The following is a 26,657-nucleotide window of genomic DNA, read 5'->3' as shown; positions in this document are numbered from 1 at the left end:
TTGTTATTATCTTAGCACGAATTTAGCCTATGTCAATGCTGTTCTTCATACTTTTATAAAAGTGATTTATGTAAAGGTTTGTAATATCAAATCTTTCCAATATCATTTCGATAATAAAGGTTTTCATTACGAACTTTTTCTAAAAATCTGTAGATCTTATCCGTGGCCACGTCCTTATTGCCACTGGCAACTACTGACAGAACACGGCCGGAGTCTGAGAGAATACGGCCGCTCTCCTGTCTGGATTTGTAGGCATACAGAGTAACCCCTTCTGGACAAAGCCTAAAATAATCGGTGATATCAATCCCCTTTTTATAATCCAGCGGGTATCCTGCAGAGGACAATACAACACAAGCGGCGCCTTCCTCCTGAAAGGTGAGCGGCGTATCTTTCAATTTACCGGAAAGAAGCGACAGGAAAACCTCGTGAAGGTCAGAGGACAGGACCTGAAGGAGGCTTTGGGTCTCAGGATCGCCAAAACGAAGATTATATTCCAAAAGATAGACCCCTTTTTCAGTCATCATGAGGCCAAAGAAAATGATGCCCTGAAACCCAAGACCATCTTGGGACAATCCGTCCCTTGTAGGCAGAAGGATACTTCTGTTGAAGTCTTCTTCCATGAATGAAGTATAATGCGGATTTGGAGTGATGCTCCCCATTCCTCCTGTATTAAGTCCTGTTTCTCCCGTTCCGATTTTCTTGTGGTCCATGGTCGACCATAATGGAACAATGTGATTTCCGTCATAAAGAGATATGATGGAGGCTTCCTTCCCCACAAGATACTCTTCCACAACGATGGTTTTTGAAGCATCCTGGAACTTCTCCTGTATCATGAATTCAGTGAGTATTGTCAAGGCGTTCTCATAGTTTTCAACGATTTCCACCCCTTTGCCCTGGGCCAGACCGTCTGCTTTGATGACGAGGGGGTAGGAAGCGGTTTTCAGGTATTCCTGAGCGTTATGAAAATCATCAAACACTTCATAGGCAGCTGTTTTGATATGATGTCTTTTCATAAAATCTTTCGCAAAGCTCTTGGAGCCTTCCAGAAGGGCTGCATCTTTATGCGGACCGACAATGCTTTGGTTATGCTGATGAAAGAGATCCACAATCCCTTCCATGAGATTTTTTTCAGGACCGACCACGGTATAGGCGATGCCTGTTTCCACTGAAAAATCAAGAAGCTCCTCTTGGGTCATGGGAGGCAGATTTTTGCATTTCTGTATATAATGGGTTCCACCGTTCCCGGGACAAAGATAAATCTCTTCCACGCTGGGAGACTGGGACAGTTTATGGGCAATGGACTGTTCTCTCGCCCCATCACCTACAATCAGTATTTTCATAGAGTTCCTCCTAATGCTTGAAATGCCTCATTCCAGTGAATACCATGGCGATGCCATGAGCATCGCAGGCCTGTATGGAGGCTTCATCTTTTAACGAACCACCAGGCTGAATGATGGCAGCAATTCCATGGGCAGCAGATTCCTCTACCACATCAGGGAAAGGGAAAAATGCATCTGAAGCAAGGACTACAGCTTGTCCTTTTGCCTTTGACAGTGCAAATTTAGCAGCATCTATACGGTTGACCTGACCTCCTCCGATGCCTAAGGTCATTTTATCCTTTGTCACCACAATGGCATTGGACTTCACATATTTGACAACTTTAAAAGCAAAGACCATTTCCTCCAGCATCTCTTTTGTCGGATTCGTTTGGGTGACGGTCTTAAGCTGATCAAAGATTTTCTGGTCTTCCTCTTGTACAAGCAGGAGCCCATCCAGAGAGACCATGGTATTAGTGGCAGAAGGCTTATGGCTGCAGGTGAGGATCCGTAGATTTTTCTTGTTTTTCAGCACTTCCAATGCTTCTTGTGTGTAGGATGGCGCGATGATGACCTCCAAAAAGATCTCATTCATCTTTTCCGCACATTCCTTGGTCACCTCCACATTAAAGCCGATGACACCGCCAAAGATGGAAACAGGATCCGCCGCATACGCTTTTTCATAACAGTCCAATGCGTTTTCACCCAATGCGACTCCGCAGGGTGTATTATGCTTCAGGGCACAGCAGCAGGGCTCAGAAAATTCATGGACGACCTTCCAAGCGATATCAAGATCTTTGTAGTTATTGTAGGAGAGTTCTTTTCCACTAAGAATTCTGATGCTTTTCAGTGCGCCATGTCCATCGATTTCTTCATATACAGAGGCTTTCTGATGTGGATTTTCTCCATAGCGCAATGACTGCACTTTCCTGTAGGAAAAACTTCCATAAGTTTTCTCCTCTTCGCTGAGAAGAAAATTGGCTACTGCACTGTCATAGGCACCCATGAGATTATAGACAAGTCCTGCGCTCTTTCTGCGGAAAGCCTGTTTCTCCTCTTCTGTGCCCTCTTTATACACGGTCATGAAGGTGCTGTATTCCTTTGGATCACTGAGAACATAGACAAAGGGGTAGTTTTTGGCAGCTGCACGAAGCATGGTGGGGCCTCCGATATCAATAAACTCCACCTGTGCCAGCTCAGAAAGGTTTTCCTCCAGTTTTTCAAAGAATGGATAGAGATTTACGCAGACAAAATCGATGCTTGAAAGCCCGTTTTCTGTCACATCTCTTAAATCATCTTCCTGATCCCTTCGGTAGAGGATTCCCCCATGGACCTTCGGATGAAGGGTTTTCACCCGTCCATGAAGGATTTCAGGACTGTTTGTGAACTCTTCCAGTTTGGTTACAGAGTACCCTAATGCTTTTAAATGGGTATAAGTTCCTCCTGTGGAGAGTATTTCAATCTCCTCCTTCACAAAAAAATCTGCGAGTTTTTCAATGCCTTCTTTGTTATAGACACTCAGTAACGCTTTCATAGATCCGTTCCTCCTTTGCAAGCAGTCTTATGGCATCAATCAATGCACCTTTCTCCACTGCTGAGACTTTTTTCATAACATCATCGCTGGTATGGCACTCTTTGATGCCAACAATTCTCTGAAGCAGGATGGAGCCTCCATCCACCACCTCGCTGACATAATGGACTGTACAGCCTGATATGGGAAGTTTTGACTCCAGCACTTTTTCATGCACTCTCATTCCATACATGCCCTTGCCACCAAACTTGGGCAGCAGCGAGGGATGAAGATTGATGATTCTGCTGGACATTTCTGTTAAGACCGGTCCTTCAAGAATGGATAAAAATCCTGCCAGGACCACCAGATCAAAGGCGGAAACTTCTTCGAGGATCTTTCTGGATAAATCCTGATCCCTAGGAAGAACTCTGGTTCTGATTCCTTCCATTTCTGCATAGCGCAGCCCTTCACAGGGACGGTCTGCGAGAACAAGAGACACCTCATAAAGAGAATCCCTCTTCTGGTCCTTTAAAATAGCCTCCAGGGTCGATCCTTTACCTGATATCAGTACTGCTACCTGAAACATAGTTCTTCGTCTCCTTCATCCACATAACCCAGAAGAACCGGTTCCTCGCCTTCTGCTTTGAGAAATTCCAGGAATGATTCTTTGAAAGCGTAGCTGACACAGAACACGTATCCGATCCCAGTGTTGAACGTTTTGTAAAAACTTTCTCTGTCCACGCCTCTTGAAGCAAGGACATCATAGATGTCAGGCAGGCTGTAGGAATCCTTGTATACGTTCAGTCGGAGATGCTCTTTCTGAGTGATTCTGGGAAGATTCTCGATAAAGCCTCCTCCGGTGATATGAGCCATGCCTTTGATTTCAAAATGTGCTAAGGCTTTCATGACAATGGAGGTGTAGATTCGAGTAGGTGTGAGAAGCAGATCCCCAATTCTCTCTTCATGGATTATTTCCTGAAAATCAGGAAACACCTTTCGAAGCAGTGAAAATCCATTGGAATGAAATCCGGAGGAAGGCAAGCCGATGAGCACATCTCCTGATTCAATGGTTTCTCCGGTGATGATCTGATCTTTCTCACAAACGCCCACAGCAAATCCTGCCATGTCATAATCACCTTCTTCATAAAAACCTGGCATTTCAGCAGTTTCTCCCCCGATGAGAGACATGGCGCCCTGTATGCACCCTTCCGCGATACCTTTCACAAGTTCTGAAGATACGTCTGCATCCAGTTTTCCACAGGCGATATAATCCAGAAAAAAGAGCGGTTTTGCTCCGTGGCACAGAATATCGTTCACACACATCGCAACACAGTCAATCCCGACCGTATCGTATTTTTTTAGATCCAGTGCGATACGGAGCTTTGTGCCTACGCCATCTGTGCCTGAAACGAGCACTGGTTTTCTGTAGCCTTCCGGCAGCTCCATCATTCCCGCAAAGGAACCTAATCCATTCAGAACCAGAGGGCTTAAGGTCTTTTTCGCATACCCTTTGATTTTCTCTACGGAACGGTAGCCTTCTTCGATATTCACGCCTGAAGATTTGTAATCCATCATCTTTATTCGAGACCTCCTAAGAATTCGTTTGGTGCGCCTAAAGGGTATACCCCCGTAAAACAGCCGATGCAGAAGGAATTGTCCTTGAGACAGGAAAGGAGTCCTTCTGTGGACAGATAGGTGAGACTGGTGCTGCCGATATAATCATTGATCTCTTTTTTTGACATATTGGCAGCGATGAGATTTTCTCTGTAGGGGGTATCAATGCCAAAGTAGCAGGGAAACATCACCATGGGAGAAGATACTTTAAAATGCACTTCTTTAGCGCCTGCTCTATAGAGAAGGTCTACGAGATATTTGGACGTTGTTCCTCTTACGATGGAGTCATCAATGAGAACAACACGTTTTCCAGCCACCACATCTTTCTGTGCATTGAGTTTTAAGGAAACTACCTTTTCTCGGGTTTCCTGATTTGGTGTTATGAAGCTTCGGCCAATATACTTATTTTTGGAGAATCCGATATCAAAGGGAATACCAGACTCTCTGGAATAGCCGATGGCAGCTGCCAGACCAGAGTCAGGCACACCAATGACTACATCTGCTTCTACAGGAGATTCTTCATAGAGTTTTTCTCCTGTTTTTACTCTCAAATCATGAACACTGATTCCGTCTATGATGGAATCAGGTCTGGCGAAATAAATATACTCAAAAGAACAGGTCTGTTTCTTGGTTTTTTCGGAGTATATATAAGAGGTGAGCTCGCCATTTTCAATGACGACCATTTCTCCGGGAAGCACATCCCGAAGGACTGTTCCTTGTACGGTATCGATGGCGCAGCTTTCTGAGGCAAGAATATAGTCCTCCCCTCTTTTTCCGATGATGAGCGGCCGTATGCCGAAAGGATCCCGGATACCGATGAGTTTGGAGCCAAATGCAATGACCAGTGCGAAGCTGCCCTTTACTGTCTGAACCGCATTAAGTACAGCATTTTCCAGCCCCTTATGAATCCCTCTGGAGATGAGATTCACCACAATCTCTGAATCTGTGTCAGTCTGAAACAGAACGCCACTGTCTTCCAGAAGACTGCGGATGAGATTGGTGTTGATCAGGGTACCGTTATGGGCAACTGCCAAGGAGCCGAACTTACTCTTGGCTGTCAGGGGCTGCGCATTCAGTACATTGGAATCTCCTTTAGTAGAATAACGCACATGTCCCACTGCAATGTTCCCTTTCAGCTGAGCCAGATCTTCTTCACTGATTGCAGCGTTCACAAGTCCCATTCTTTTTCGGACCAGAAGTTCTCCCTGATGAATGGATGCAATCCCTGCGCTTTCTTGTCCTCTGTGCTGGAGAGCGTAAAGTCCATCGTAGACATCATAGGCCGCACTGCTGGAATCTGAGTAGATTCCGAAGACACCGCACTCCTCTTTAAACTTATCGATGATTTCAATCATGCTTTTTATCCTCTTTTCATACGGGACACAACTTCTTCGTATGCGCCCTTCACATTATCAAGATTTCTTCTGAAACGGTCTTTGTCCATTTTTTCCAGGGTTACTTCATCCCAGAGTCTGCAAGTGTCCGGGCTTATTTCATCTGCCAGCAGGAGAGTTCCCTCCTGATCTTTTCCGAACTCCAGCTTGAAATCCACAAGGATCAGACCTAATTTCTGGAAGAAAGACTTCAGAAGCACATTGATTTTTGCTGTGGCATTATAAATCTCTTTCAGCTCTTCGAAGGTGGACAGACCAAGAGCCACCGCATGGGTGTCATTGATGAGAGGATCACCGAAGTCGTCATTCTTATAACAGATTTCAAAAATAGTTGTGTTCAGTGCACTGCCCTCTTCTACTCCAAGTCTTTTTGAAAAAGATCCTGCCGCTACGTTTCTTACAATCACTTCGAGGGGGACGATGGAAACTTTTTTCACCCTCTGCTCTCTTTCAGAAAGCTTCTCAATGAAATGTGTTTTAATGCCATTTTCTTCAAGATATGTGTAGATCATGGATGAGATCTCGTTGTTCATGACACCTTTGTCAGAGATGCTGCCTTTTTTTTCGCCGTTGAATGCAGTGGCATCGTCCTTATAGTAGACAATGACTTCGTTCTCCTTTTCTGTGCTGTAAATGATTTTTGCTTTTCCTTCATATAGCTTATTCATGAATACATTACCTCCATTGCGTTATTCTTTCTTATAGTTTCTTTCATGGTCTCTCGGTATGCTTTCAGTTTTTCTTTCAGTTCCGGATATTTGATGGAGAGGATCTCCACAGCCAGCATGGCAGCGTTAAATGAATTATTGATCCCCACGGTGGCCACTGGAATTTCTTTAGGCATCTGAACGATGGATAACAGAGCATCCAGTCCTTCCAAAGCCCCGTTGAGGGGAACACCTATGACTGGCAGAGCAGTCTTTGAGGCGACAACGCCGGGAAGATGAGCGGCAAGACCTGCTCCTGCAATGATGATTTCAAAGCCCTCGTCCTCCTTTTTTTGGAGAACCTCTGCCAGCAGTTCAGGAGCGCGGTGTGCTGAAATGGCATAGGACTCATTGTGCACACCAAACTGATCCAGCAGATCTTTTGCTTTTTTCATGATGGTCTGATCGTTGGGACTTCCGAATAGAATAAGTACTTTCATAAGAACCTCCTAATGTATCTATATTTGAACATGTTTTATTTTTTGAAGTAATCCACACCGGCTTTGAAAAAATCTTCATAATAAGATCCAGTGTAGTTTTTGTATAGTCCATCCTGATAACGCTCTGTATGACCCATTTTTCCGAAAACACGTCCATCCTTGGAGGCGATTCCTTCGATGGCATACATGGACCCGTTGGGGTTAAAGGGAGCTTCCATGGTGATGTTATGTTGAAGATCCACATACTGCGTGATGATCTGTCCATTCTCAAGAAGTGTTTCGAGCATCTCAGGAGTCGCTGCAAATCTCCCCTCTCCATGAGAGACTGGTACATCATGGACATCACCCAGTGCACAATACTGCATCCATGGAGTATTTTTGGAGACCACTTTGGTTTTTATCAGTCTGGACATGTGTTTTCCAGCGGTATTGTATGTGAGAATCGGCATATCTTCTTTCGGACTGATGATTCTGCCATAGGGCAGAAGACCTGATTTCACGAGACCTTGGAAGCCGTTGCAGATGCCAAGAATCAGCCCGTCCCTCTCGTTTAAGAGCCTTTCCACCGCTTCTTTCACTGGTGTGCTCCTGAGCACATTCGCGATGTATTTTCCTGAACCCTCTGGTTCGTCCGCTGCACTGAATCCGCCAGCCAGCATCAGAATCTGGCACCCGTCTATTTTATCCGCCAGGGTTTTAAGCCCGTTCTCCAGGGCATCTTTTCCACTGGGAAGAACAAAAGAATGCACATCCGCGCCTTCTTTTCTGAAGGCGAACTCCAAGTCCAGCTCACAGTTGGTGCCGAAAAAAACAGGAATGAGCACTTTGGGTTTGTCTGTCTGTTTTCCTTGATATCTTTCTGGAGTCTTAGGGGAAACCACTAAAGGAAGGTTCTCTCCTTCTTTCTGATAAGAAGGGAAAACATTTTTCAGTGGTGATTCCAGATGGGTAAGCACTTCCTCATAGGAAATGAACTCTTTGCCATACTGAATACCGTGAGAGGAGCTGGTTTTTCCAACCACAAGCAGTGAATGGTCCTGACCTTCTTTCAGAATCCCGCACACATCTTCATAGGCCACTTCCAGGAGAAAGCTTCCAGGATCTTTTTCAGCCCAGCCACTGGGGATTCTTGTGAGCTCCATGCCCACTCTGTTGCCCAGAGCCATATTCAGCGCTGTGGGGAAGAGTCCTCTCTTCAATGTATCAATAGATATGATTTTCCCCTGTTCTGTCAAGGTCTTCAGAAAAGCTGCATTTTCTTTGAATGAAGTTTTTTCATACATCCCATTGTTTCTTTCCGTTCGCAGCATCAGGAGGCTGGTCTTTCCACCTTTCATTGTATTCACAAGAATCTTCTCTTTTTCTGCGGTCTGTACAGCAAAGGAAATCAGGGTGTTTGGTACATGAATCTCTTCAAAACTGCCGGACATGGAGTCTTTGCCGCCAATTGCAGGCACCTCAAAATCCAGCTGCGCTTGAAGTGCTCCAAGGAGTGCGGAAAATGGCTTTCCCCAGTTGCGCTCATCGGTGCCCAGTTTGCGGAAGTATTCCTGAAAACTCAGCCGGATGCCGGTGAGATCTCCCCCCATGGCAACGATTTTGGCGATGCTTTCCACCACAGCCTCATAGGCACCTTCATAAGGTGCGCGGTCTGTTGCTTCCGGGTCAAACCCATAGGTCATGAGAGAAGCATCTAAAGTGGTCAAATTTTTCAGCGGGATCACCGCAGCCATACCGGGGCTTTTGGTGTCCTGATACAGTCCCCCGTACGGGAGCAGGAGGGTGCCTCTTCCGATGGTGGTGTCAAAATTTTCCAGGAGCCCTTTCTGGGAGGCGTTGTTCAGCTGTCGCAGCATACTGAGCACTGTTTCTTTCGATGGTAGTTTATCAGCTGGCACATCCTCAGAGAGTCTACCCGCTTCCACGAAAACGTCTGTCTCCTGATGGGCCCCGTTGGTATCAAGAAATGACCGCTTCAGCCGGACCACAATCTGATCTCCATAATACATTTCCATATATCCTGTATCTGTCACTTCTGCCACAAAAGTAGCTTCCACATTTTCTTCTTGGCAGATTTTCTTTACAAAGTCCAAATCCTCTTTACAGATGACAACGGCCATTCTTTCTTGGGATTCTGAAATGGCAATTTCAGTAGGATCCAGTCCCTGATATTTCTTAGGTACCCGGTGGAGATAGATCTTAAGGGAGGGTGCAAGCTCGCCGATGGCTACTGAAACCCCACCTGCACCAAAGTCATTGGACTTTTTGATGCATTTTGTCAGGTCTTCCCTTCGGAAGAGTCTTTGGAGTTTTCGTTCCTCGACAGCGTTTCCTTTTTGTACTTCCTGTCCGGAGATTTCCACGGAGTTCTCGTCATGCTCCTTGGAAGAGCCTGTTGCGCCACCAATGCCATCCCTGCCCGTCCTGCCACCAAGAAGCAGGATCAGATCTCCTGGGACAGGTGTCTTCCGTATGACGTTTTCCTTCAGATTTGCTGCGATGACAGCACCGGTTTCCATTCGTTTCGCCTCATATCCAGGGTGATAGATCTCTTCTACAAATCCAGTAGTAAGTCCAATCTGATTTCCGTAGGAGGAGAATCCTTTAGCCGCACCTTTCGTAATGGTCCGCTGAGGAAGCTTCCCTTTCCTGGTCTGTGTTATGGATTTTCTGGGATCAGCAGCACCCGTGATTCTCATACCCTGATACACGTAGGTTCTTCCGCTGAGCGGGTCTCTGATGGCTCCGCCCAGACAAGTGGCGGCTCCGCCAAAAGGCTCGATTTCTGTGGGGTGGTTATGGGTTTCGTTTTTGAACATGATGAGCGCTTCCTTCAGCCCATCTGTAGTTCTGACGGTTCTCTCGATACTGCAGGCATTGATTTCCTCCGATTCATCTAGATCCTGGACCTTTCCGGTTTTTTTCAGGAATCTAGCCCCAACCGTTGCCAAATCCATCAGAGTGACAGGTTTATGATCTCTGCCCAGAATCCCTTTGATTTCAAGATACCGTTCATAGCTCTCTTTTTCTTTCCTTGCATCCTCGCTGAATCTGATGTTTTTGATTTCTGTAAGAAATGTGGTATGTCTGCAGTGATCGGACCAATAGGTGTCCAGCACCTTCAGTTCAGTGATGGAAGGATCACGCTTTTCTTCGGTAAAGTAGGTTTGTATAAGAGCAAGATCTTCCACGGTCATGGCAAGCTGATGCTCCTTCTGGAATTTTTCCAGTGAACCAAGATCAAGCTTTGTGAAGCCTTTCTTCGTCTCCACAAGTAGAGGCTTTTCAGGAAATTGTGTGAAGTTCGCTTCAATCATCCCTTCTCTCATTTCCACAGGATTGAGCAAGTAGCTTCTGATCTCATCCAGCATTTCCGATGTTGCCTCGGGTATCACATAAAGGGTTTTGTAACGGACCTCAATATCAGAAAGACCCAGGGTAAGCAGGATGCACTCTTTTACAGCTTCTGCTCTCTGATCATACTGTCCTGGAAGCAGTTCAAGCAGAAAATGTGGTTCATCTAAAAATGAAAAAGGTTCTTCGTGGACCACATCAATCTGCGGATCACTAAAAACCGTGTTCTTTAGGGCGTTCATATGTTCGTCCTGAAGTCCTCTCACCTGATACAGATGAAGAACCCTTGGCAACAGATTGAAACCCAGCATTTCATTCAGTTCATTTTTCAGCGCTTCAGCATCCTGCTGAAAGCCCAATCTCTTTTCCACAAAAACATTTCTTATAATTTCCATGACAACCTCCGAACGATTTATAGGTAAATAATAACATTGTACATGGATTAGTCAATATTTTTTGATGTTTTTCTTTTTATAATTCGTACAGATACGAACTATAAAACATTAAGAGATTTATGTGTTTGTGCAGAGAGGACGAAAGTTCTTGTGGAGAGTTGAGCGAAGGAACCTTTTTATGAAAGTACTGCTGCTGTTTCAAGACCCCGCCTTCCCCTGCTGTTTCAAGGATGAACCGTAGGTGGTATAATATGGTTAATTTCAAAGAACCCAAGATTATAGACAGATTGTGAGGGAATTGTATGAATTATATTAAAGCTGCGGCCGTTTCACCTGAGCTTCGGGTAGCAGATGTGACCTATAACACGAAGGAGATTCTGCATGTTGTGCGAAACAGGCTTTCAGAAGATGTGAGAGCTGTTCTTTTTCCAGAACTCTCCTTAACGGGATATACGCCAGCAGATCTCTTTTTTACGGAAGATTTATTGAATGCTTCAGAAGAAGCGCTTCGTCTCATTGCGGAGGAAACGAAAGAACTGGATCTGATCCTTGTGGTTGGACTCCCCCTTCGTCACAGAAACCGCCTCTACAATACCGGGGCTGTCCTCCATCAGGGGAAAGTGCTGGGGGTTGTGCCGAAGCAGCATTTGCCAAATTACAATGAGTTTTATGAGAGCAGATGGTTTACTGCTTATGAAAAGAGCCACGGAAACGAGATTTATCTGAACGGATTTGGTGCAGTGCCTTTTGGACATCTTATTTTTGAAAGCGATGCTTTCACTTTCGGTGTGGAGATCTGTGAAGATCTGTTTGCGGCGATTCCACCTTCCGCAAGTCTTTCCCTCCAGGGGGCAGAGCTTATGTTCAATCTGTCTGCATCCAATGAACTGGTCGGGAAAAAAGAGTTTCGCCGAAGCCTAGTGAACCTGACCAGCGCCAAAAACCTCGGAGCCTATTTATATGCGTCTTCTGGACCCAATGAGTCCACAACAGACCTGGTATTTTCCGGGCATCTTCTCATTAGTGAGTATGGAACCCTCCTAAAGGAGAATAAACGATTTTCCTTTGAAAGTGACCTGCTGGAAGCCTTTATTGATGTGAGCAGAATCCGTGGAGAACGTCTGAAGAACACCACCTTTCAAAGAGAAGCCCATCAGGCTTCTCAGGAGGCTCATAGAGTCCGTTTTTCTCAGAAGCAAACACCCATAAAGAATTTTGACAGAGAGATTGATCCCCATCCTTTTGTGCCCAAAGCTGAATCAGAACGGATAGAACGGGCCAAAGAAATTCTTGCGATACAAAGCCATGGTCTCATTAAAAGACTGAAGCATGTGGGGCTTGACAAAACAGTGCTAGGTATATCCGGTGGACTGGACTCTACCCTAGCTCTCCTTGTGATTGTGAAAGCCTATCAGGTGATGAATCTGCCTTTAAAAAACATCATCACGGTGACCATGCCGGGATTTGGCACTACAGACAGAACATATCAGAACGCGCTTTCTCTTTGCCGGGAGTTGGGTACTGACCTACGGGAAATCAGCATCGTGAAAGCCTCCCTTCAGCATTTTGAGGATATCGGACACGATCCTTCGGTTCATGATGCAACCTATGAAAATGTCCAAGCAAGAGAAAGAACGCAGATTCTGATGGACATCGCCAACAAAGAAGGTGGCATTGTCATCGGTACTGGGGATTTGTCAGAACTTGCCCTTGGCTGGTGCACCTACAATGGTGACCAGATGTCCATGTACAGTGTGAACGGTTCTATTCCAAAGACACTGGTCCGTTATTTGGTGAAATACTTCTATGAAGTGGAGTTTCATGGAGAACTGTCCAGGATACTGAAAGACATTCTGGAGACCCCTGTCAGTCCCGAGCTTCTTCCCAAAGGAGATCAGGATGAACTGCTGCAGAAAACGGAGGATCTTGTAGGTCCTTACGAGCTCCATGATTTTTTCCTCTATCATTTCATGAAATACGGTGCAGGAGTTGAGAAGATTCTCTTTATGGCTGAACATGCTTTCCAAGAAACCTATGACAAAGAAAGCATCAGAAAGTGGCTGAAGATTTTCATCCGCCGTTTTCATACCCAACAGTTCAAAAGATCAGCCATGCCCGATGGCCCAAAGGTCGGCAGCATCTCTCTCTCTCCCCGAGGAGATCTCCGAATGCCATCAGATGCCGCCTATGGAACTTTCACAAAACATTTAGAGTAAGTTCATCTGTTTGAACATTTGAGGAATATAATAAAAGAGATAATTGTTACTTTATAAAATAGATATAAGAGAGGTGTTGCATATGTGGTTTCAGAAATCACAAGAAGAAGCTTTAACCGAACTTCAGGTTGAAGGTTCTAAAGGTCTCAGCAATGAGGAAGTTCAGATAAGAAGAGAAAAATATGGCGAAAACAAGCTACAGGAGAAGAAAAAGAAAACGCTTCTTCAGCTCTTTCTTTCACAGCTTCAGGACGCGCTGATCTATGTGCTTCTGGCAGCTTCTGTGGTCACATTATTTGTAGGAGAGTATGCCGATACAGTCATCATCCTTGCGGTGGTCTTTCTGAATGCAGCCATTGGTGTCATCCAGGAGAACAAAGCGGAAAAAGCCATTGAGGCGCTGAATAAACTAACCACCCCCCATTCCCTGGTCAGAAGAAATGGTGAGACAACAGAAATCAATTCAACAGATATCGTCCCTGGAGATATTGTCATTTTGGATGCTGGCCGTTATGTTCCAGCAGATCTTCGTCTCATCAGCAGTGCGAACCTTCAGATTGAAGAATCAGCTCTGACAGGAGAATCTGTCCCTTCGGACAAGTTCTTTGACAAAGTGTTCAAAGAAGATAAGATTCCGCTGGGAGACCAGGCGAATATGGCGTTCATGTCTACTCTGGTCACCTATGGCCGTGGAGAAGGTGTAGTTGTTTCAACCGGTATGGATACTGTGGTGGGTCAGATTGCTAAGAGCCTGAACGAAGAGGTGGATGGTATGACACCCCTTCAAAAACGTATGGATGAACTGGGTAAAACACTGGGAAAGCTAGCCTTAGGCATCACCATTCTGATGTTTGTCATTGGATTCTTCCAGGGCAGAGATCTTCTGGATATGCTGCTGACATCCATCAGTCTTGCAGTAGCGGCAATTCCTGAAGGACTTCCTGCCATTGTAGCCATTGTTTTAGCCTTGGGTGTCACCAGAATGAGTAAAATCAATGCCATTGTCAAGAAACTTCCTGCAGTGGAAACCCTGGGATCTGTCAATATCATCTGTTCCGATAAAACTGGTACTCTAACCCAAAATAAGATGACAGTTTTGAAATATTATGTTTATGATCAAATCAGAAATGTGGATATCAATGTGAAGTCCATTGAAGTGGAAAGTGAGACTCAGGAAGAGCTCATCAAATCTTTTGTTCTTTGCAGTGACGCCACATCCAACGAACAGGAATCCACCGGTGACCCCACAGAAATCGCGCTGATTGTTCTTGGAAACCGGCATGGGATGACGAAGGATGAACTCAACAGACTTTATCCCAGAATCGATGAGAAACCTTTCGATTCAGACAGAAAACTGATGTCCACTTTAAATGAGGAGGAATCAGGGTACCGTGTCCATACAAAAGGTGCCATTGACAATATTCTTAAAATCTCAGATAAGATTCTCATCGGTGGAGAAGTAAAGCCACTGACAGAGGATATGAGAAGAAATATCATGAAAGCTTCAGAAGAAATGTCCAATGCTGCGCTCAGAGTACTTGGGGTAGCCTATAAAGATACAGAAGAGAGAATCTCTCCAGAGGATATGGAGAACAACCTTACAGTAATCGGATTTGTCGCAATGATTGATCCACCCCGTATTGAAGTGAAAGACTCCATTGCATCCGCCCATGGTGCAGGAATCACCTCTGTGATGATCACAGGAGACCATAAGAATACGGCTGTGGCCATCGCCAAAGAGCTGGGCATTGCAGAGAGTATTGAGCAGGCCATGACAGGTGCTGAGATTGATGAGCTCAGTGATGAGGAGTTTGCAAAGAAGATAAATGAGTATCGTGTTTTTGCAAGAGTTTCTCCTGAACACAAGGTAAAAATCGTGAAAGCCTATAAGGCCCAGGGAAATATTGTATCCATGACGGGTGACGGCGTCAACGACGCCCCTTCCCTGAAGCATGCAGACATCGGTGTAGCCATGGGAATTACAGGCACAGACGTATCCAAAGGCGCTGCGGATATGATCCTGACAGACGATAATTTCACCACCATTGTGGCTGCCATTGAAGAAGGAAGAAATATTTACAACAATATCAAGAAAGCGGTCATATTCCTGCTCTCCTGTAACCTTGGCGAAATAGTTGCTATTTTCATTTCGGTGCTCTTCTCCTTTGCGATTCCGCTCTTGCCTACTCAGATTCTTTGGGTGAATCTGGTGACAGATACATTACCAGCCATTTCCCTTGGGGTAGATCCAGGAGATGATGCTGTGATGAAGAAAAAACCGAGAGATCCAAAGGAGAGCTTCTTCGCTCAAGGAGCTGGAGTTCGTGCCATCATCGGTGGTCTTCTCATTGGTGCGCTGACTTTACTTGCTTTCACCATAGGGTTAGCTGAAAGAGGTGTTTCCTTAAAAGACTCTATGAGTGCACCGGATGATGTCATTGTCTATGCAAGAACCATGGCCTTCGTCGTACTGGCGACATCACAGCTCTTCTACAGCCTGACTATGAGAAGCGAGACAAAATCTATTTTCCAGGTTGGCATCTTTAAAAACAAGTATCTGATTCTATCTATCATTGCTGGTGTAGTGCTTCAGTTTGGGGTCATTACAATCCCCTTCCTGGCAAATGCATTCAAAGTGCATGCACTGCCTTTGAACGATTGGATCATTGTATTTGGATTGTCTCTACTGCCATTAATTGCAAATGAGATCATCAAAATCTTTATGAGAATGAAAGAAGACTGATTATACATTTTCAGACACAGAACTGGTGGTTCTCCCACCAGCTCTGTGCTTTTTTTTAAGATTCATTAAAATGAATATACCGAAGAATTTTTCTCCATGGTATAATCTTTAGGCAGTCAATCTTCATAAGATCGAAAGAATAGTGAGGTTAATATGGAAAGATCAAAAAGATTCTTAGGACTCAAAAAAGAAGCGGTACTTCTGGACTCTTGGCTCTATATCGTAAAAGCCATGCTTGCCATCGGTACCGGTTACATCTTAGGCAATATGTTTTCTGTCACAAGACTGGATATGATTTCTGTGCTGCTTGGTGTTATGTATAATTTAGAGGCAACTAATATTTCTGCTGTAAAAGGCGGGATCAACCAGCTTCTGGCATCGTTTCTTGGTGCGGTGACAACAGGAGTTTTAGTCTATATACTTGGTGTGAATGTAGTAACAGTTATGCTAGGGATGGGACTGACGCTCTTTATTGCGCTAAAAATTGACTACACGGCTGTCTCGCCAGTGGCGATATTCACAAGTATTTATATGACGCAATATCTCCAAAGCGATGCATTGGGGAATCCCAGCATCCTTCTGACCATCAGATTGCGGATTTTTGCGCTGGGCCTTGGTGTCTTCATAGCCATGGTTTTCAATCTTGTGTTTTCCTTGATCTATTACAGGAAAATCACAAAAAAGAGGCTGGAATATGTGAAGGTGAAGCTGGATTTTGTCATGAGCTATACGTACCGTTTTCTGACGGAAGAAGGAGATTTGCAGCCACAATATAATGCAGTATTCTCTTCTGCTTTTGCTGATATTGAAACGGTCTCCAGTAATTTGGCCGCATTGTCAAAAGACCCTCTCCTCCCCCTTAAAATATTGGAGAAGGAGCATCTGGAAACCGCCAAAGATGTTGTAAAAAGAATGAAACTGATGACCCATTTGGCCTATGACAGCTGCTTCATCAAAGATACATTTAAAGTCAGGATAAAACCGGATCAGCTGAAATCCTACCATGATTTCATGTATAAGTTCGGACAACTTGATTTTCTCTCAGCAAGTCCTGACAGGGATAATTTCATGCCTCACTATCATGTGTATGAGCTGGAAGATGATCAGGCAAAAAGAATCTATGAGAATTTGGATCTGATTTTTTCAGAATACAATACCATAGTGGAAGAACAATTTCGGGTGAAATAATGTAAATAAAAAGCACTGAAAGAACTCTAATTCTTTCAGTGCTTTATTATGTTATGATCACAGTGAGTTTTCTAGAAGGTTCACAAGCTTCTCCATATACGTTTGCTCCAGATCGCTGAACCGGGCCAGTGAAGGACTGTCGATGTCAAGAACGCCAAAAATAACCCCTTCTTTATATATGGGAACCACCAGCTCTGAACGGGATGCTGAATCACAAGCGATATGATTATCAAGACTGAGCACATCGTCCACACGCTGGGTTTTTCTTTCCTGCACCGCTGTTCCACAAACCCCTTCTCCCACAGCGATTCTGTTGCAGGCTGGTTTTCCCTGGAATGGTCCAAGGATCAGGGTGCCTTCTTTCATCAGATAAAAGCCGACCCAGTTGATATCATCCATGTACATGTTTATGATGGCACTGATGTTGGATAGATTTGCCAGAGTGTCTTTTTCATTTTTCAGTTGCGCCTTTGTAAAGAGAAGAGCACTTTCCAGTTTCTTCTCTGCAGTCATTCCTTTTGGATCTTTTGTCTCTAACATGCTGGTCTCCCCTTTACTTTTCTTCTTTCACGAGGTGCGTTCCTTTTTCATCCTGTCGGATCAGGCCTTTTTTCATGAGGTTTCCCAGCGCAATCTTGAAATAATTCTTGCTGCTGTTCCATTTTTTCTTGATTTCATCTGGTGTGGATTTGTCATTGTAAGGCATAAATCCATCATGATCTTCCAGATATCTGAGGATGGTATCAGAAAGCTCCTCTTTTGCTTCTATCATTTTTTTTCTTGGTGTGAAGCTGATTCTTCCATCTTCCAGTATTTTTTTCACAGTTCCAGAAATTCTGTCGCCTGGATTTGCGTTGAAGAAGTATTCATTCACCAATATGATTCCTGGATACACATCATCTATGGCAACTTCCAGGGTGCCGTTTGTCTGCTTATTATAAATAATACCTGAAACAGTGTCCCCTACTTTGTAGAGATCCTCTTCAGGTGTTTCCAGATATCTGCCCACTTCAGTGGAAGCAGCCAGACGTCCAGTCTTATCCTCATAGATAAAGAAAAGGTATTCTTTTCCCGTCTCCAATGGGAATTTCATTTCTCTTTGGGGTACCAGGATGTCTCTTTCCAGACCGAAATTTACAAATGCTCCGAAGTTTGTTACGGAAGTTACACTAAGTACAGCAGTGTTGTCAACGGTAACGATAGGTTTCTTCATGGTGGCTATCAGACGGTCCTTGGAATCCCGATAGATAAAGACAGTTACGGTCTCACCGACTTTTGGTGTCTCTCCTACGATACTCCCTGTTGGGAGAAGAATATCATCTGAGGTGTTGCCTGTTTCTTTATCAAGATACAGGCCAAAAGATGCTTCTCTGGCTACTTTCAGTTCGTTGTAATCTCCAAATTTAATCATTGTTTTCTCCTTTATGCGTCAGGCCATTTTGGTAATAATTTTCAGCAGAAGCCTCAATCTTCAGCACTTCTTCCGGAGTGAGATTCCTGATGAACTTTGCTGGCCGACCCATCCAAAGTTCTCCTTCTTTCACTACTTTTCCTTCGGTGACTAGACTGCCAGCACCGAGTATGGTGTTTTTTTCTATGACGGATCCATTCAACAAAATGCTCCCCATGCCGATGATGGAGTGGCCTAGTATCTTTGTGCCGTGAATGATGCAGCTGTGCCCGATGGTGACGGCATCTCCTATTTCCAAAATCAGGCCATGGTCTGAGTGGAAAATACATAAATCCTGAATGTTTGTTTTCTTACCCACTCTTATGGGAGCAACATCTCCACGGAGAACAGATCCATACCACACAGAGGAACCTTCACCAATATGAACATCCCCAATGACCACTGCATTTTCTGCGATAAAGGTATGCTCATTTATTTCTGGTGTGAGTGTATTCAGTGATTTTATCATACATCAGCCTACCTTTCTGAATTTAGTTTTTTTGACCTTTGAAAATCCTATTAAATTTCTTTTCTTTGAACCCCAAGGTGTTCCTATTGCGAAACTGGCAAAAAATCTATATGTTGTGTTTTTTAAGGTTGAATTGCACTAGATATGGTATTATACTTAAGCCATCGTAATAAATTCAGGAGGTTCGAAATGAAGGATATTAAAGACTTGTTCAAACGTTATTATACTAAAGAGCTGGAGAATAATAAAGACAAAACTGTATATGATCTGTTTGAATGGACCAAGAGAGATGTGCTTCTGAAAAATCATAAGACCGGTAAAGTTCTGGTGGATATGAAAGATCTGGAGTTTCCTGCACATTATTCGCAAAATGCAGTAGATATCATCGCTTCCAAGTATTTTAGAAAAGCCGGTGTGAACAATGAGCTTGGCTATGAAAACTCCATGCGCATGGTAGCCCACAGAATGGTGAATTTCTGGACAGAATCACTTGTGGATGAAGGAATCATCACAACAGACGAGGAAAAGGACATCTATTATGATGAAATGGTCTATGGACTGCTGAATCAGATGTATGCGCCAAACTCTCCACAATGGTTCAACACAGGGCTTCATTTAAGCTATGGTATCACCGGCGGACAAAATGACCTCTTCTACTATGATGAAACCGAGAAGAAAGTGGTCAAGTCCAAAGACACCTATTCAAGAACACAGGCATCAGCCTGCTTTATACTTTCCATTGAAGATAAGCTTCTTGGAGACCATTCCATCTCAGAACAGTATGTGACAGAAACCAAGCTTTTTAAAGGCGGTTCAGGAACTGGAACAAACTTCTCAAACATCAGAGCCATTGGAGAGAATCTCACTGGTGGTGGAGTTTCCTCAGGGCTCATGAGCTTCCTGAAGGGACTTGACAGAAATGCGGGTGCCATCAAATCCGGTGGAACCACAAGAAGAGCGGCAAAGATGGTTTGTCTTGATATTGACCATCCAGAGATTGAAGAGTTCATTCTTTGGAAAGCAAAAGAGGAGGACAAGGTACGCGCATTATCCAAGATGGGGTATGATGCGGACATCGATGGAGAAGCTTACGAGACGGTATCTGGTCAGAATTCAAACAACTCCTTGAGAATCTCAGATGATTTCATGAGAAAAGTGAGAAACCTTGGGGAAAATCCTAATGAAACCATCACACTCAAAGGAAGAGTAGATGAAAGAGTCAACCGAGACATTGAAGTGGCAAAGCTCTGGGAAGAGTTCAATGATGCTGCTTGTAAGTCTGCTGACCCTGCCCCTCAGTTCACAGATACATTCAATGCATGGCATACCTGCCCTGCAGGAGAAGATGGAGAACTGTATGCAAAGCACAACATGCTGAACTCCACCAACCCATGTGGAGAGTATGCATTCTTGGATGACACCAGCTGTAATCTTGCTTCTCTTAATATTTACAGATTCTACGATGTGGAGAAAAACCATCTGGATGTGAGAGGTCTGAAGCATATGATCGGACTGAACCAGCTTTTGCTGGAAGCGTCAATCCACTGGGGACAGTTCCCTACCGTAGATATCGCAAGAAAGACCTATATGTTCAGGACTACAGGGCTAGGCCTTGCAAACAGTGCTTCCCTGCTCATGGCGCTAGGCATTCCTTACGATTCTGAGGAAGCGAGAGCATTGTCTGCAGCGATTATGGGACTGATTACAGGAGAAAGTTATCATGTTTCCGCTCTTATGGCAAAGGCAGTGGGTACATTTGAGAAATACGGCATCAACAAACCTTATATGAACCGTGTCATCAGAAACCATGCAAGAGTTGCAGGTGCACTGGATTCTGAACTGGAAGAGCTCCACTATGAGCCGTTTAGAGTGAACCATGGGGTTCTTCAGAATATTGGACATGTGGAACTGAGTGACACACTGAAAGAATCCTGGATGGAAGCTGTGGAACAGGGAGAGAAGTATGGATATAGAAATGCTCAGGTGAGTGTAATTGCTCCTACTGGTACCATCTCCTTTGCCATGGACTGTGCAGCTACATCCATTGAACCTTTCTTCTCTCATGTTGTTTATAAGAAACTGGTTGGCGGTGGATATATGACCATTGCGAACCCTATCATCGAAGTGGCATTGAAGAATCTTGGCTATAGCCGGGATGAAATCAAAGACATCATGGATTATGTCGGCAAGGAAGAAAATGGCATGGTTGTGGATGGCAAGATTGAGGGTGCGCCTCACCTGAAAGAAGAACACTATCCAATCTTTGATACAGCGAATGTTTGTGGAACAGGAAGGAGATTTATTCATCACTATGGACATGTATACATGGTGGCGGCTCTTACCCCACTGGTATCTGGTGCTATCTCCAAAACTGTCAATCTGCCAAAGGAAGCAACGGTGGAAGATTTCAAGGAAGTGCATATCCGTTCCTGGGAAACTGGCGTAAAGGGTATTTCTCTCTATCGTGATGGTTCCAAGTTCGCTCAGCCGCTGAACACCAAGATCGACTATAAGGATGAGAATCTGGCACTGGAGAATCTTACCTATGATGCGCTTCTTTCTTATGCGAAGGAAGCGAAGAACCATATGCCAAAATCATCCAGTGTAGCAGGAAACAGAAGAGAAAAGATGACAGGAATTCGTGCAGGACACACCCATCCAGCACAGATTGAAGATGTTAAAGTATATATTACGGTGAACAGAAATGTTCGTGGCGAAATTTCAGAAATCTATATGACCACAGACCGTGAAGGAACACTGATCACTGGACTTCTGAACTCTTTATCAAAGACCATTTCTGTGATGCTCCAGTATCATATTCCACCAAAGGACATTTCTAGAATGCTGAGAGGCCAGAAATATGAGCCATACGGATTTGTGTCCAAGCATCCATACATTAAGAATGTGAGTTCCATCTCTGACTTGATTTCCAAGGTCATTGATATTGAGCTGGGAGATTTCTCCAGAGTTCAGATCAAACCGGAAGAAAATGATGTGCTTACGAGATCCAGATCCCGTTTTGTTAACGCACAGTTTGAAGAAGTTGCTACAAAACAGCTTTCTCTTGTGGTAGATGAACGTGATGTGAAAGACATCATTAAAGATGCAGAGAAGAACGGAGAGAAGATTTACGACTCCGTCTGCCCTACCTGTCAGAGTACGCGAATGGTAAAAAATGGAACTTGTAAAGTATGCCTTGACTGTGGTACTACAACTGGTTGCTCATAAAATTAAACTCGTATGACAGCGAAAACCCCCGATGCTTTTAGTCATCGGGGGTTTATCACTTCAAACCATTTTGTTATTTCTTTTTCTTCTTGCCTTTTCCACTGTCCCGGATGATGTCTTTTTCGTCCGCATACTTCAGCTTGTTTGGCTTAGCCTTTGGTTTGATGACTTGTGTATTTTGAGTTTTTTCTTTGGGCACTCCGATTTTTGAGAGTCCTGAAAGATCAGCATACCACAGGAATAAGAAGACAAAGATTCCGGTGGGCAGATAATTCAGAAACATGTTGTCGGTATACGCTGGTACAATCAGACCAATGAATAGAAAGAACAGTCCCAGGACCAGTACAATCCATTTGTTGATCTTGATTTTACTCAAGAAATAGAGATTGGCCATGGAATATACCACGAAAATACCGATAGAAAGTGCAAAGACCATAAGTAAATTGTTCCAGTTCAAGATTAAAACCTCCTCAGTTCCCTCTTATTTTAGGTTATTTCCAATTACTTGGCAAGAGGCCCTCTTGCAGATCTGTTTTTGTAGAAATCATAACAATACTTTGTTTTTCAAAAGAGTATCTAGACAAATCGTTATTTTTTGTGTATTATAAATTCCATGGAAAAATAATATTTTTTTTACGATATTATTATTTTATATCATTTTATTTGATATAATAAGTTATATCGATTATGGGGGTGCATTATGACAAGTCACGCAGGTATTAATTTAGATGATTTGGATCTGCAGATACTGGAGATTCTCATCAAAGACGCCAGAACACCATATCTAGAGATCGCTAGAGTATGCCATGTTTCTGGTGGAACGATTCATGTCAGAATGAAGAAAATGGAAGATTTGGGGATTATCAAAGGCACAAAGATCCTGTTGGATATGCCAAAACTAGGCTATGACGTGTGCTGTTTTGTTGGAATTTATCTGGACAAGAGTTCTTCTTTCCAGGCGGCCATCGATGAGCTTTCAAAAATCAATGAGATAGTGGAGCTTCACTACACTACAGGAGATTACTCCATTTTCACGAAGCTTGTATGCAAGAACATCGCTCATCTGCAAGACCTTCTGCTGAACAGCATCAATGTGATCAGCGGAGTGCAGAGAACCGATACCTTCATTTCCCTTTCTCAGCCACTGGACCGAAATATTAAGCTATAATATAAAAAGCAACACCTCTGAAGTGTTGCTTTTTTCTATGCACTCAGCTGTTCCAGCTGTCCAGCTCTTTTTGGATCCTTTCTGTTAGAATCTGATCGATGTTTTTCTCATCCTCTGGATCCAGCTCACTGAGATAGATCGGAGGCAGAAATCTTAGATGGACTGGAACATTGGGTCTCACCCGATAGGTTTCCTCAAAAACTTTATACGCATCATTGACCACCATAGGAACAATCGCTGCACCGGACTTCTGTGCAATCTTAAAGCTCCCTTTGTGGAATTCATTCATTTTTCTGGACTTGCTTCTGGTTCCTTCTGGATAAATAAGCACATCATGCTGCTCCTCTTTGATTCGCCTGATGGCCTCCAGAATCGTTTTTAGTCCTTCACGGGCATTTTCACGGTCCAGATACAGAACATCCATCTCTGTGCCTAATCTGCCGATGATGGGCATGTTCAGAATCTCCTTCTTTCCGATGAGCGTCAGATGACGGGATTTGATCTTCTGGATCAGGGCATTGACCGTTACATAAATATCGATATAAGACTGGTGATTCCCCATAAAGACCACAGGTTCATCTGGTATATTCTCAAGACCGTCCACCGTAAGGTTCATTTTTGAATACTTTATCAGTTCTCCAGTATGAATTTCCGCTTTCTTTACAATCTCATGATAATACTCATCTTTTGAAAGGCTCTGTTTCCTGCGTTTTACCCAGATCAGTCTGAACCATAGGCGGATCAGAGACAATCCGAAACGGAGTTTTGCAATAATATCAAAAAGCATGTTCTTCTCTCCTCTTCCATTTGAACTAGTTCTATTATAAGGGATTTCTTGCGTTTATCCTATGATTTTGTGTCTCAGGGAATATTTTGATATCCTCCTCCCATAATAGGAGTACAAGAGATGAATGGGTTCAGAAAGTAAGAAATTAATGGTAAAATAAGAAGATGAAAAGAAAGGAAATGAGCCATGAGAAAAAGAAGTTATTTTCCTATGATACTGATTGCTATACTGCTTGCGGGTCTTGCGGGCATATATTTTTTTCTGGACTATGGCATTGTTGGGGTTGAGAAAACAACTGAAGTTGAAAGAATTCAGAATTCTCCCCTGCCTGTGAAAGTGCATTTCATTGACATTGGACAGGGAGATGCCACGTTTATTGAAGTTATGGGTCAGAACATGCTCATTGATGCCGGTGAGAAGGAACACGCAGAAAAGATCATCGAGTATCTGAGAAGCTATGATGTGGAAAAACTGGACTATGTGATTGCGACGCACCCTCATGAGGATCATATCGGAGGTATGGGAGAGGTACTTAGTGCTTTTGATGTTCAGTCTTTTTATATGCCGGATAAACACCTTGTCACAAAATCCTTTCAGCATATGATGAGTGAAGTAAAGAATCATGGGCTGGAACCCATCTATATCCAAGGCGGGATGACGCTGAATTTCAGCAAGGACATCCGGATGGAGTTTTTGTCTCCAAACCGGGACGCCTATCTGAATCCCAATAATTACTCCCCGATTATGAGACTTGTGGTGGGAAACAATGCATTTCTCTTTACAGCAGATGCCGAGGAGCTTGTTGAACAGGAAGTACTGAGATTGGGTGTCCCACTTGCATCAGATGTGATGAAGGTTCCCCATCATGGATCCAAAACCAGCAGTTCGGAGGCGTTCCTCGAAAAAGTGGGTCCTAAATATGGGGTGGTCACTTCGGGTCTTGGCAATGATCACAATCTTCCCTCACCTGAGATTCTGGAGCGCTATGGTACGTTAGGAATACAAATACTCCTGACAGAAGAGATGGGAAGTGTTGTCTTTGGTTCCAACGGAAAAGAAGTGATTCCCCTTCGTAATTGACAGAAATCCGATGGATAGTATAATGAGAATGACGATGAAGTTTTGGGCAGACCAAAACTTCTTTAATCTGTAAGGAGGCCATTATGAGCAAAATTAGAACAAGATTTGCCCCCAGCCCAACGGGTTACATGCATGTGGGTAATTTGAGAACAGCACTTTATGCGTATTTAATCGCAAAGCATGAAGGTGGAGATTTCATACTGCGAATTGAGGATACAGATCAGGAACGTTATGTGGAAGGTGCAGTGGATGTGATATTCAAGACACTGAGAGATACGGGACTGATTCATGATGAAGGTCCTGATGTTGGAGGAGCCTTTGGGCCTTATGTGCAAAGTGAACGTAGAGATCTTTATAAGCAGTACGCACTTGAACTGGTGGAAAAGAAAGAAGCGTATTACTGCTTCTGTACAAAGGAACGTCTTGACATGTTAAGAGACAATGCGGAAGCCCAGAAAAAGCCTTTCAAGTACGATAAACACTGTTGTGCACTTTCCGTGGAAGAGGTGGAAGAAAACCTGAAGAAAGGTCTCCCCTATGTCATTAGGCAGAACAACCCAACGGAAGGCGTGACAAAGTTTGAAGATGTAATTTATGGAACCATCAGCGTTGATAATGAAGAGCTGGAAGATATGGTGCTCCTAAAGAGTGATGGACTGCCTACTTACAACTTTGCCAATGTGGTGGATGACCATCTGATGGAAATCACCCATGTGGTGAGAGGAAGCGAGTATCTCTCCTCTTCCCCTAAATACAACCGCCTTTATGAGGCTTTTGGCTGGAATGTGCCTGTATATGTTCATTGTCCCCCCATTATGAAGGACGCTCAGCATAAACTCTCCAAGAGAACAGGAGATGCATCCTTTGAAGACCTGCTGGAGAAGGGATATCTGAAGGAAGCGGTCATGAACTATATTTCCCTTCTTGGATGGAATCCTGGAACCACACAAGAAATATTTTCTTTAGAAGAGCTGGTTGAAATATTCAATTACAAGAACATCAATAAGAGTCCTGCCATTTTCGATTCAGAGAAATTGAGATGGATGAATGGAGAATACCTCAAAATGATGCCGCTGGAAGAGTTCCATACTCTTGCACTTCCATATATCCTAAAGGATATTAAAGAAAAGCCCCTAAACACAATGAAAATTGCTGAAATTCTTCATAATCGTGTTGAAGTCCTTGCGGAAATTGAAGGTCAGCTTGATTTCTTCTATGCACTCCCAGAATATTCCATAGAGCTTTATACCCATAAGAAGATGAAAACGGATAGTGCAGTAGCGTTATCGTCTCTGGAAACCATTCTCCCGGTTCTTGAAAATATTCCGGAAGATGCATGGACACTGGAGAATCTTCATGAGATTGTTTTGAATAAAGTGAAGGAGCTGGGCCTTAAGAATGGTCAGATGCTCTGGCCCATCAGAACCGCTTTATCGGGGAAACAGTTTACTCCTGGTGGGGCATTTGAAGCAGCAGATATACTCGGAAAGACAGAGTCACTGGAGCGAATCAGGATCGGTATGGATCTGCTGAAGAAAGAGCTTCAATAGTTAATAAAAGTAAAAGAAGCAGTTAAAAGTAAAATTTTAACTGCTTTT

General features: G+C 43.8%; 20 protein-coding genes. 7 read left to right on the top strand and 13 right to left on the bottom strand.

Features of this window, described 5'->3' with window-relative positions; translation table 11 throughout:
- Window positions 1–86: 86 nt before the first annotated feature.
- Genes purD through BM243_RS01245 form a run of 8 tightly spaced genes read right to left on the bottom strand, consistent with a single transcriptional unit; the run spans window position 87 to window position 10,730 of the window.
- Window positions 87–1,340, bottom strand: coding sequence for a phosphoribosylamine--glycine ligase (gene purD / locus BM243_RS01280; protein ID WP_074909315.1), 1,254 nt, complete (start codon window positions 1,338–1,340; stop codon window positions 87–89).
- A gap of 10 nt (window positions 1,341–1,350) precedes the next feature.
- On the bottom strand, window positions 1,351–2,850 hold the full coding sequence (gene purH / locus BM243_RS01275) for a bifunctional phosphoribosylaminoimidazolecarboxamide formyltransferase/IMP cyclohydrolase (protein WP_074909312.1): 1,500 nt from the start codon (window positions 2,848–2,850) through the stop codon (window positions 1,351–1,353).
- The gene (locus tag BM243_RS01270; RefSeq protein ID WP_074909308.1) at window positions 2,825–3,412 is read right to left on the bottom strand and encodes a formyltransferase family protein; all 588 of its coding nucleotides are present in this window, start codon (window positions 3,410–3,412) and stop codon (window positions 2,825–2,827) included. The genes purH and BM243_RS01270 overlap by 26 nt, the downstream gene beginning before the upstream one ends.
- A complete protein-coding gene (gene purM / locus BM243_RS01265) occupies window positions 3,400–4,401 on the bottom strand; it encodes a phosphoribosylformylglycinamidine cyclo-ligase (RefSeq protein WP_074909305.1) in 1,002 nt (333 codons plus the stop codon). Before purM ends, BM243_RS01270 begins: the two co-directional genes overlap by 13 nt.
- Before the next feature lie 2 nt (window positions 4,402–4,403).
- Window positions 4,404–5,795: an amidophosphoribosyltransferase gene (gene purF, locus BM243_RS01260; protein WP_074909303.1), complete on the bottom strand. Its 1,392-nt coding sequence runs from the start codon at window positions 5,793–5,795 to the stop codon at window positions 4,404–4,406.
- A 5-nt stretch (window positions 5,796–5,800) separates the two neighbouring features.
- Entirely contained in the window at window positions 5,801–6,502 is a 702-nt protein-coding gene (purC, locus tag BM243_RS01255; protein WP_074909300.1) for a phosphoribosylaminoimidazolesuccinocarboxamide synthase, read from the bottom strand.
- Window positions 6,499–6,981 carry a 5-(carboxyamino)imidazole ribonucleotide mutase gene (gene purE / locus BM243_RS01250; protein WP_074909297.1) on the bottom strand — a complete coding sequence of 161 codons (483 nt, stop codon included), beginning with the start codon at window positions 6,979–6,981 and terminating at the stop codon, window positions 6,499–6,501. The genes purC and purE overlap by 4 nt, the downstream gene beginning before the upstream one ends.
- A 35-nt stretch (window positions 6,982–7,016) precedes the next feature.
- Window positions 7,017–10,730, bottom strand: a complete 3,714-nt coding sequence (locus tag BM243_RS01245) for a phosphoribosylformylglycinamidine synthase (RefSeq protein WP_074909295.1) — start codon at window positions 10,728–10,730, stop codon at window positions 7,017–7,019.
- Between the two features lie 302 nt (window positions 10,731–11,032).
- On the opposite strand from BM243_RS01245, the gene BM243_RS01240 reads away from it, so the two are divergent.
- The 3 genes from BM243_RS01240 to BM243_RS01230 all read left to right on the top strand — a co-directional run bounded on the left by BM243_RS01240 (window position 11,033) and on the right by BM243_RS01230 (window position 16,877).
- Window positions 11,033–12,946: an NAD(+) synthase gene (locus tag BM243_RS01240; RefSeq protein ID WP_074909292.1), complete on the top strand. Its 1,914-nt coding sequence runs from the start codon at window positions 11,033–11,035 to the stop codon at window positions 12,944–12,946.
- An 82-nt stretch (window positions 12,947–13,028) separates the two neighbouring features.
- Window positions 13,029–15,689 (top strand): calcium-translocating P-type ATPase, PMCA-type, encoded by a 2,661-nt coding sequence (locus BM243_RS01235; RefSeq protein WP_074909290.1) that lies wholly within the window; start codon window positions 13,029–13,031, stop codon window positions 15,687–15,689.
- Between the two features lie 153 nt (window positions 15,690–15,842).
- On the top strand, window positions 15,843–16,877 hold the full coding sequence (locus tag BM243_RS01230) for an aromatic acid exporter family protein (protein ID WP_074909287.1): 1,035 nt from the start codon (window positions 15,843–15,845) through the stop codon (window positions 16,875–16,877).
- Between the two features lie 57 nt (window positions 16,878–16,934).
- On the opposite strand, the gene BM243_RS01225 is transcribed toward BM243_RS01230, so the two are convergent.
- The 3 genes from BM243_RS01225 to BM243_RS01215 are packed head-to-tail and all read right to left on the bottom strand — an operon-like array spanning window position 16,935 to window position 18,796.
- Entirely contained in the window at window positions 16,935–17,417 is a 483-nt protein-coding gene (locus tag BM243_RS01225) for a GAF domain-containing protein (protein ID WP_074909284.1), read from the bottom strand.
- 13 nt (window positions 17,418–17,430) lie between these two features.
- Window positions 17,431–18,288 (bottom strand): CvfB family protein, encoded by an 858-nt coding sequence (locus tag BM243_RS01220; protein ID WP_074909281.1) that lies wholly within the window; start codon window positions 18,286–18,288, stop codon window positions 17,431–17,433.
- Window positions 18,281–18,796, bottom strand: coding sequence for a gamma carbonic anhydrase family protein (locus BM243_RS01215; RefSeq protein WP_074909277.1), 516 nt, complete (start codon window positions 18,794–18,796; stop codon window positions 18,281–18,283). Before BM243_RS01215 ends, BM243_RS01220 begins: the two co-directional genes overlap by 8 nt.
- A 189-nt stretch (window positions 18,797–18,985) precedes the next feature.
- Between BM243_RS01215 and BM243_RS01210 the strand changes: the two genes are divergently transcribed.
- A complete protein-coding gene (locus tag BM243_RS01210; RefSeq protein WP_242943491.1) occupies window positions 18,986–22,024 on the top strand; it encodes a vitamin B12-dependent ribonucleotide reductase in 3,039 nt (1,012 codons plus the stop codon).
- 73 nt (window positions 22,025–22,097) lie between these two features.
- On the opposite strand, the gene BM243_RS01205 is transcribed toward BM243_RS01210, so the two are convergent.
- Window positions 22,098–22,481: a hypothetical protein gene (locus tag BM243_RS01205; protein ID WP_074909269.1), complete on the bottom strand. Its 384-nt coding sequence runs from the start codon at window positions 22,479–22,481 to the stop codon at window positions 22,098–22,100.
- A 243-nt stretch (window positions 22,482–22,724) separates the two neighbouring features.
- Between BM243_RS01205 and BM243_RS01200 the strand changes: the two genes are divergently transcribed.
- Window positions 22,725–23,192 (top strand): Lrp/AsnC ligand binding domain-containing protein, encoded by a 468-nt coding sequence (locus BM243_RS01200; protein WP_031575961.1) that lies wholly within the window; start codon window positions 22,725–22,727, stop codon window positions 23,190–23,192.
- 43 nt (window positions 23,193–23,235) lie between these two features.
- Here BM243_RS01200 and BM243_RS01195 read toward each other — a convergent pair whose 3' ends face one another.
- Window positions 23,236–23,979, bottom strand: a complete 744-nt coding sequence (locus BM243_RS01195) for a lysophospholipid acyltransferase family protein (protein ID WP_074909267.1) — start codon at window positions 23,977–23,979, stop codon at window positions 23,236–23,238.
- 186 nt (window positions 23,980–24,165) lie between these two features.
- On the opposite strand from BM243_RS01195, the gene BM243_RS01190 reads away from it, so the two are divergent.
- Entirely contained in the window at window positions 24,166–25,059 is an 894-nt protein-coding gene (locus tag BM243_RS01190; RefSeq protein ID WP_083422533.1) for a ComEC/Rec2 family competence protein, read from the top strand.
- 83 nt (window positions 25,060–25,142) lie between these two features.
- Window positions 25,143–26,609, top strand: coding sequence for a glutamate--tRNA ligase (gltX, locus tag BM243_RS01185; protein WP_074909264.1), 1,467 nt, complete (start codon window positions 25,143–25,145; stop codon window positions 26,607–26,609).
- The last annotated feature ends 48 nt before the right edge of the window (window positions 26,610–26,657 follow it).

Origin of the sequence: Proteiniclasticum ruminis (assembly GCF_900115135.1) — a bacterium.
GTDB classification, from domain to species: Bacteria; Bacillota; Clostridia; order Clostridiales; family Clostridiaceae; genus Proteiniclasticum; species Proteiniclasticum ruminis_A.
This window is presented reverse-complemented; position numbering and strand designations above follow the sequence as displayed.

What these genes read in the sequence shown, in the direction of transcription:
- BM243_RS01225 (WP_074909284.1), bottom strand. Translation starts at nt 17,417, where the DNA reads ATGTTAGAGACAAAAGATCCAAAAGGAATGACTGCAGAGAAGAAACTG.
- BM243_RS01195 (WP_074909267.1), bottom strand. Translation starts at nt 23,979, where the DNA reads ATGCTTTTTGATATTATTGCAAAACTCCGTTTCGGATTGTCTCTGATC.
- BM243_RS01270 (WP_074909308.1), bottom strand. Translation starts at nt 3,412, where the DNA reads ATGTTTCAGGTAGCAGTACTGATATCAGGTAAAGGATCGACCCTGGAG.
- purE (WP_074909297.1), bottom strand. Translation starts at nt 6,981, where the DNA reads ATGAAAGTACTTATTCTATTCGGAAGTCCCAACGATCAGACCATCATG.
- purH (WP_074909312.1), bottom strand. Translation starts at nt 2,850, where the DNA reads ATGAAAGCGTTACTGAGTGTCTATAACAAAGAAGGCATTGAAAAACTC.
- BM243_RS01245 (WP_074909295.1), bottom strand. Translation starts at nt 10,730, where the DNA reads ATGGAAATTATAAGAAATGTTTTTGTGGAAAAGAGATTGGGCTTTCAG.
- BM243_RS01215 (WP_074909277.1), bottom strand. Translation starts at nt 18,796, where the DNA reads ATGATAAAATCACTGAATACACTCACACCAGAAATAAATGAGCATACC.
- BM243_RS01200 (WP_031575961.1), top strand. Translation starts at nt 22,725, where the DNA reads ATGACAAGTCACGCAGGTATTAATTTAGATGATTTGGATCTGCAGATA.
- purF (WP_074909303.1), bottom strand. Translation starts at nt 5,795, where the DNA reads ATGATTGAAATCATCGATAAGTTTAAAGAGGAGTGCGGTGTCTTCGGA.
- purC (WP_074909300.1), bottom strand. Translation starts at nt 6,502, where the DNA reads ATGAATAAGCTATATGAAGGAAAAGCAAAAATCATTTACAGCACAGAA.
- BM243_RS01235 (WP_074909290.1), top strand. Translation starts at nt 13,029, where the DNA reads ATGTGGTTTCAGAAATCACAAGAAGAAGCTTTAACCGAACTTCAGGTT.
- purM (WP_074909305.1), bottom strand. Translation starts at nt 4,401, where the DNA reads ATGATGGATTACAAATCTTCAGGCGTGAATATCGAAGAAGGCTACCGT.
- gltX (WP_074909264.1), top strand. Translation starts at nt 25,143, where the DNA reads ATGAGCAAAATTAGAACAAGATTTGCCCCCAGCCCAACGGGTTACATG.
- BM243_RS01190 (WP_083422533.1), top strand. Translation starts at nt 24,166, where the DNA reads ATGAGAAAAAGAAGTTATTTTCCTATGATACTGATTGCTATACTGCTT.
- BM243_RS01220 (WP_074909281.1), bottom strand. Translation starts at nt 18,288, where the DNA reads ATGATTAAATTTGGAGATTACAACGAACTGAAAGTAGCCAGAGAAGCA.
- BM243_RS01210 (WP_242943491.1), top strand. Translation starts at nt 18,986, where the DNA reads ATGAAGGATATTAAAGACTTGTTCAAACGTTATTATACTAAAGAGCTG.
- BM243_RS01240 (WP_074909292.1), top strand. Translation starts at nt 11,033, where the DNA reads ATGAATTATATTAAAGCTGCGGCCGTTTCACCTGAGCTTCGGGTAGCA.
- purD (WP_074909315.1), bottom strand. Translation starts at nt 1,340, where the DNA reads ATGAAAATACTGATTGTAGGTGATGGGGCGAGAGAACAGTCCATTGCC.
- BM243_RS01230 (WP_074909287.1), top strand. Translation starts at nt 15,843, where the DNA reads ATGGAAAGATCAAAAAGATTCTTAGGACTCAAAAAAGAAGCGGTACTT.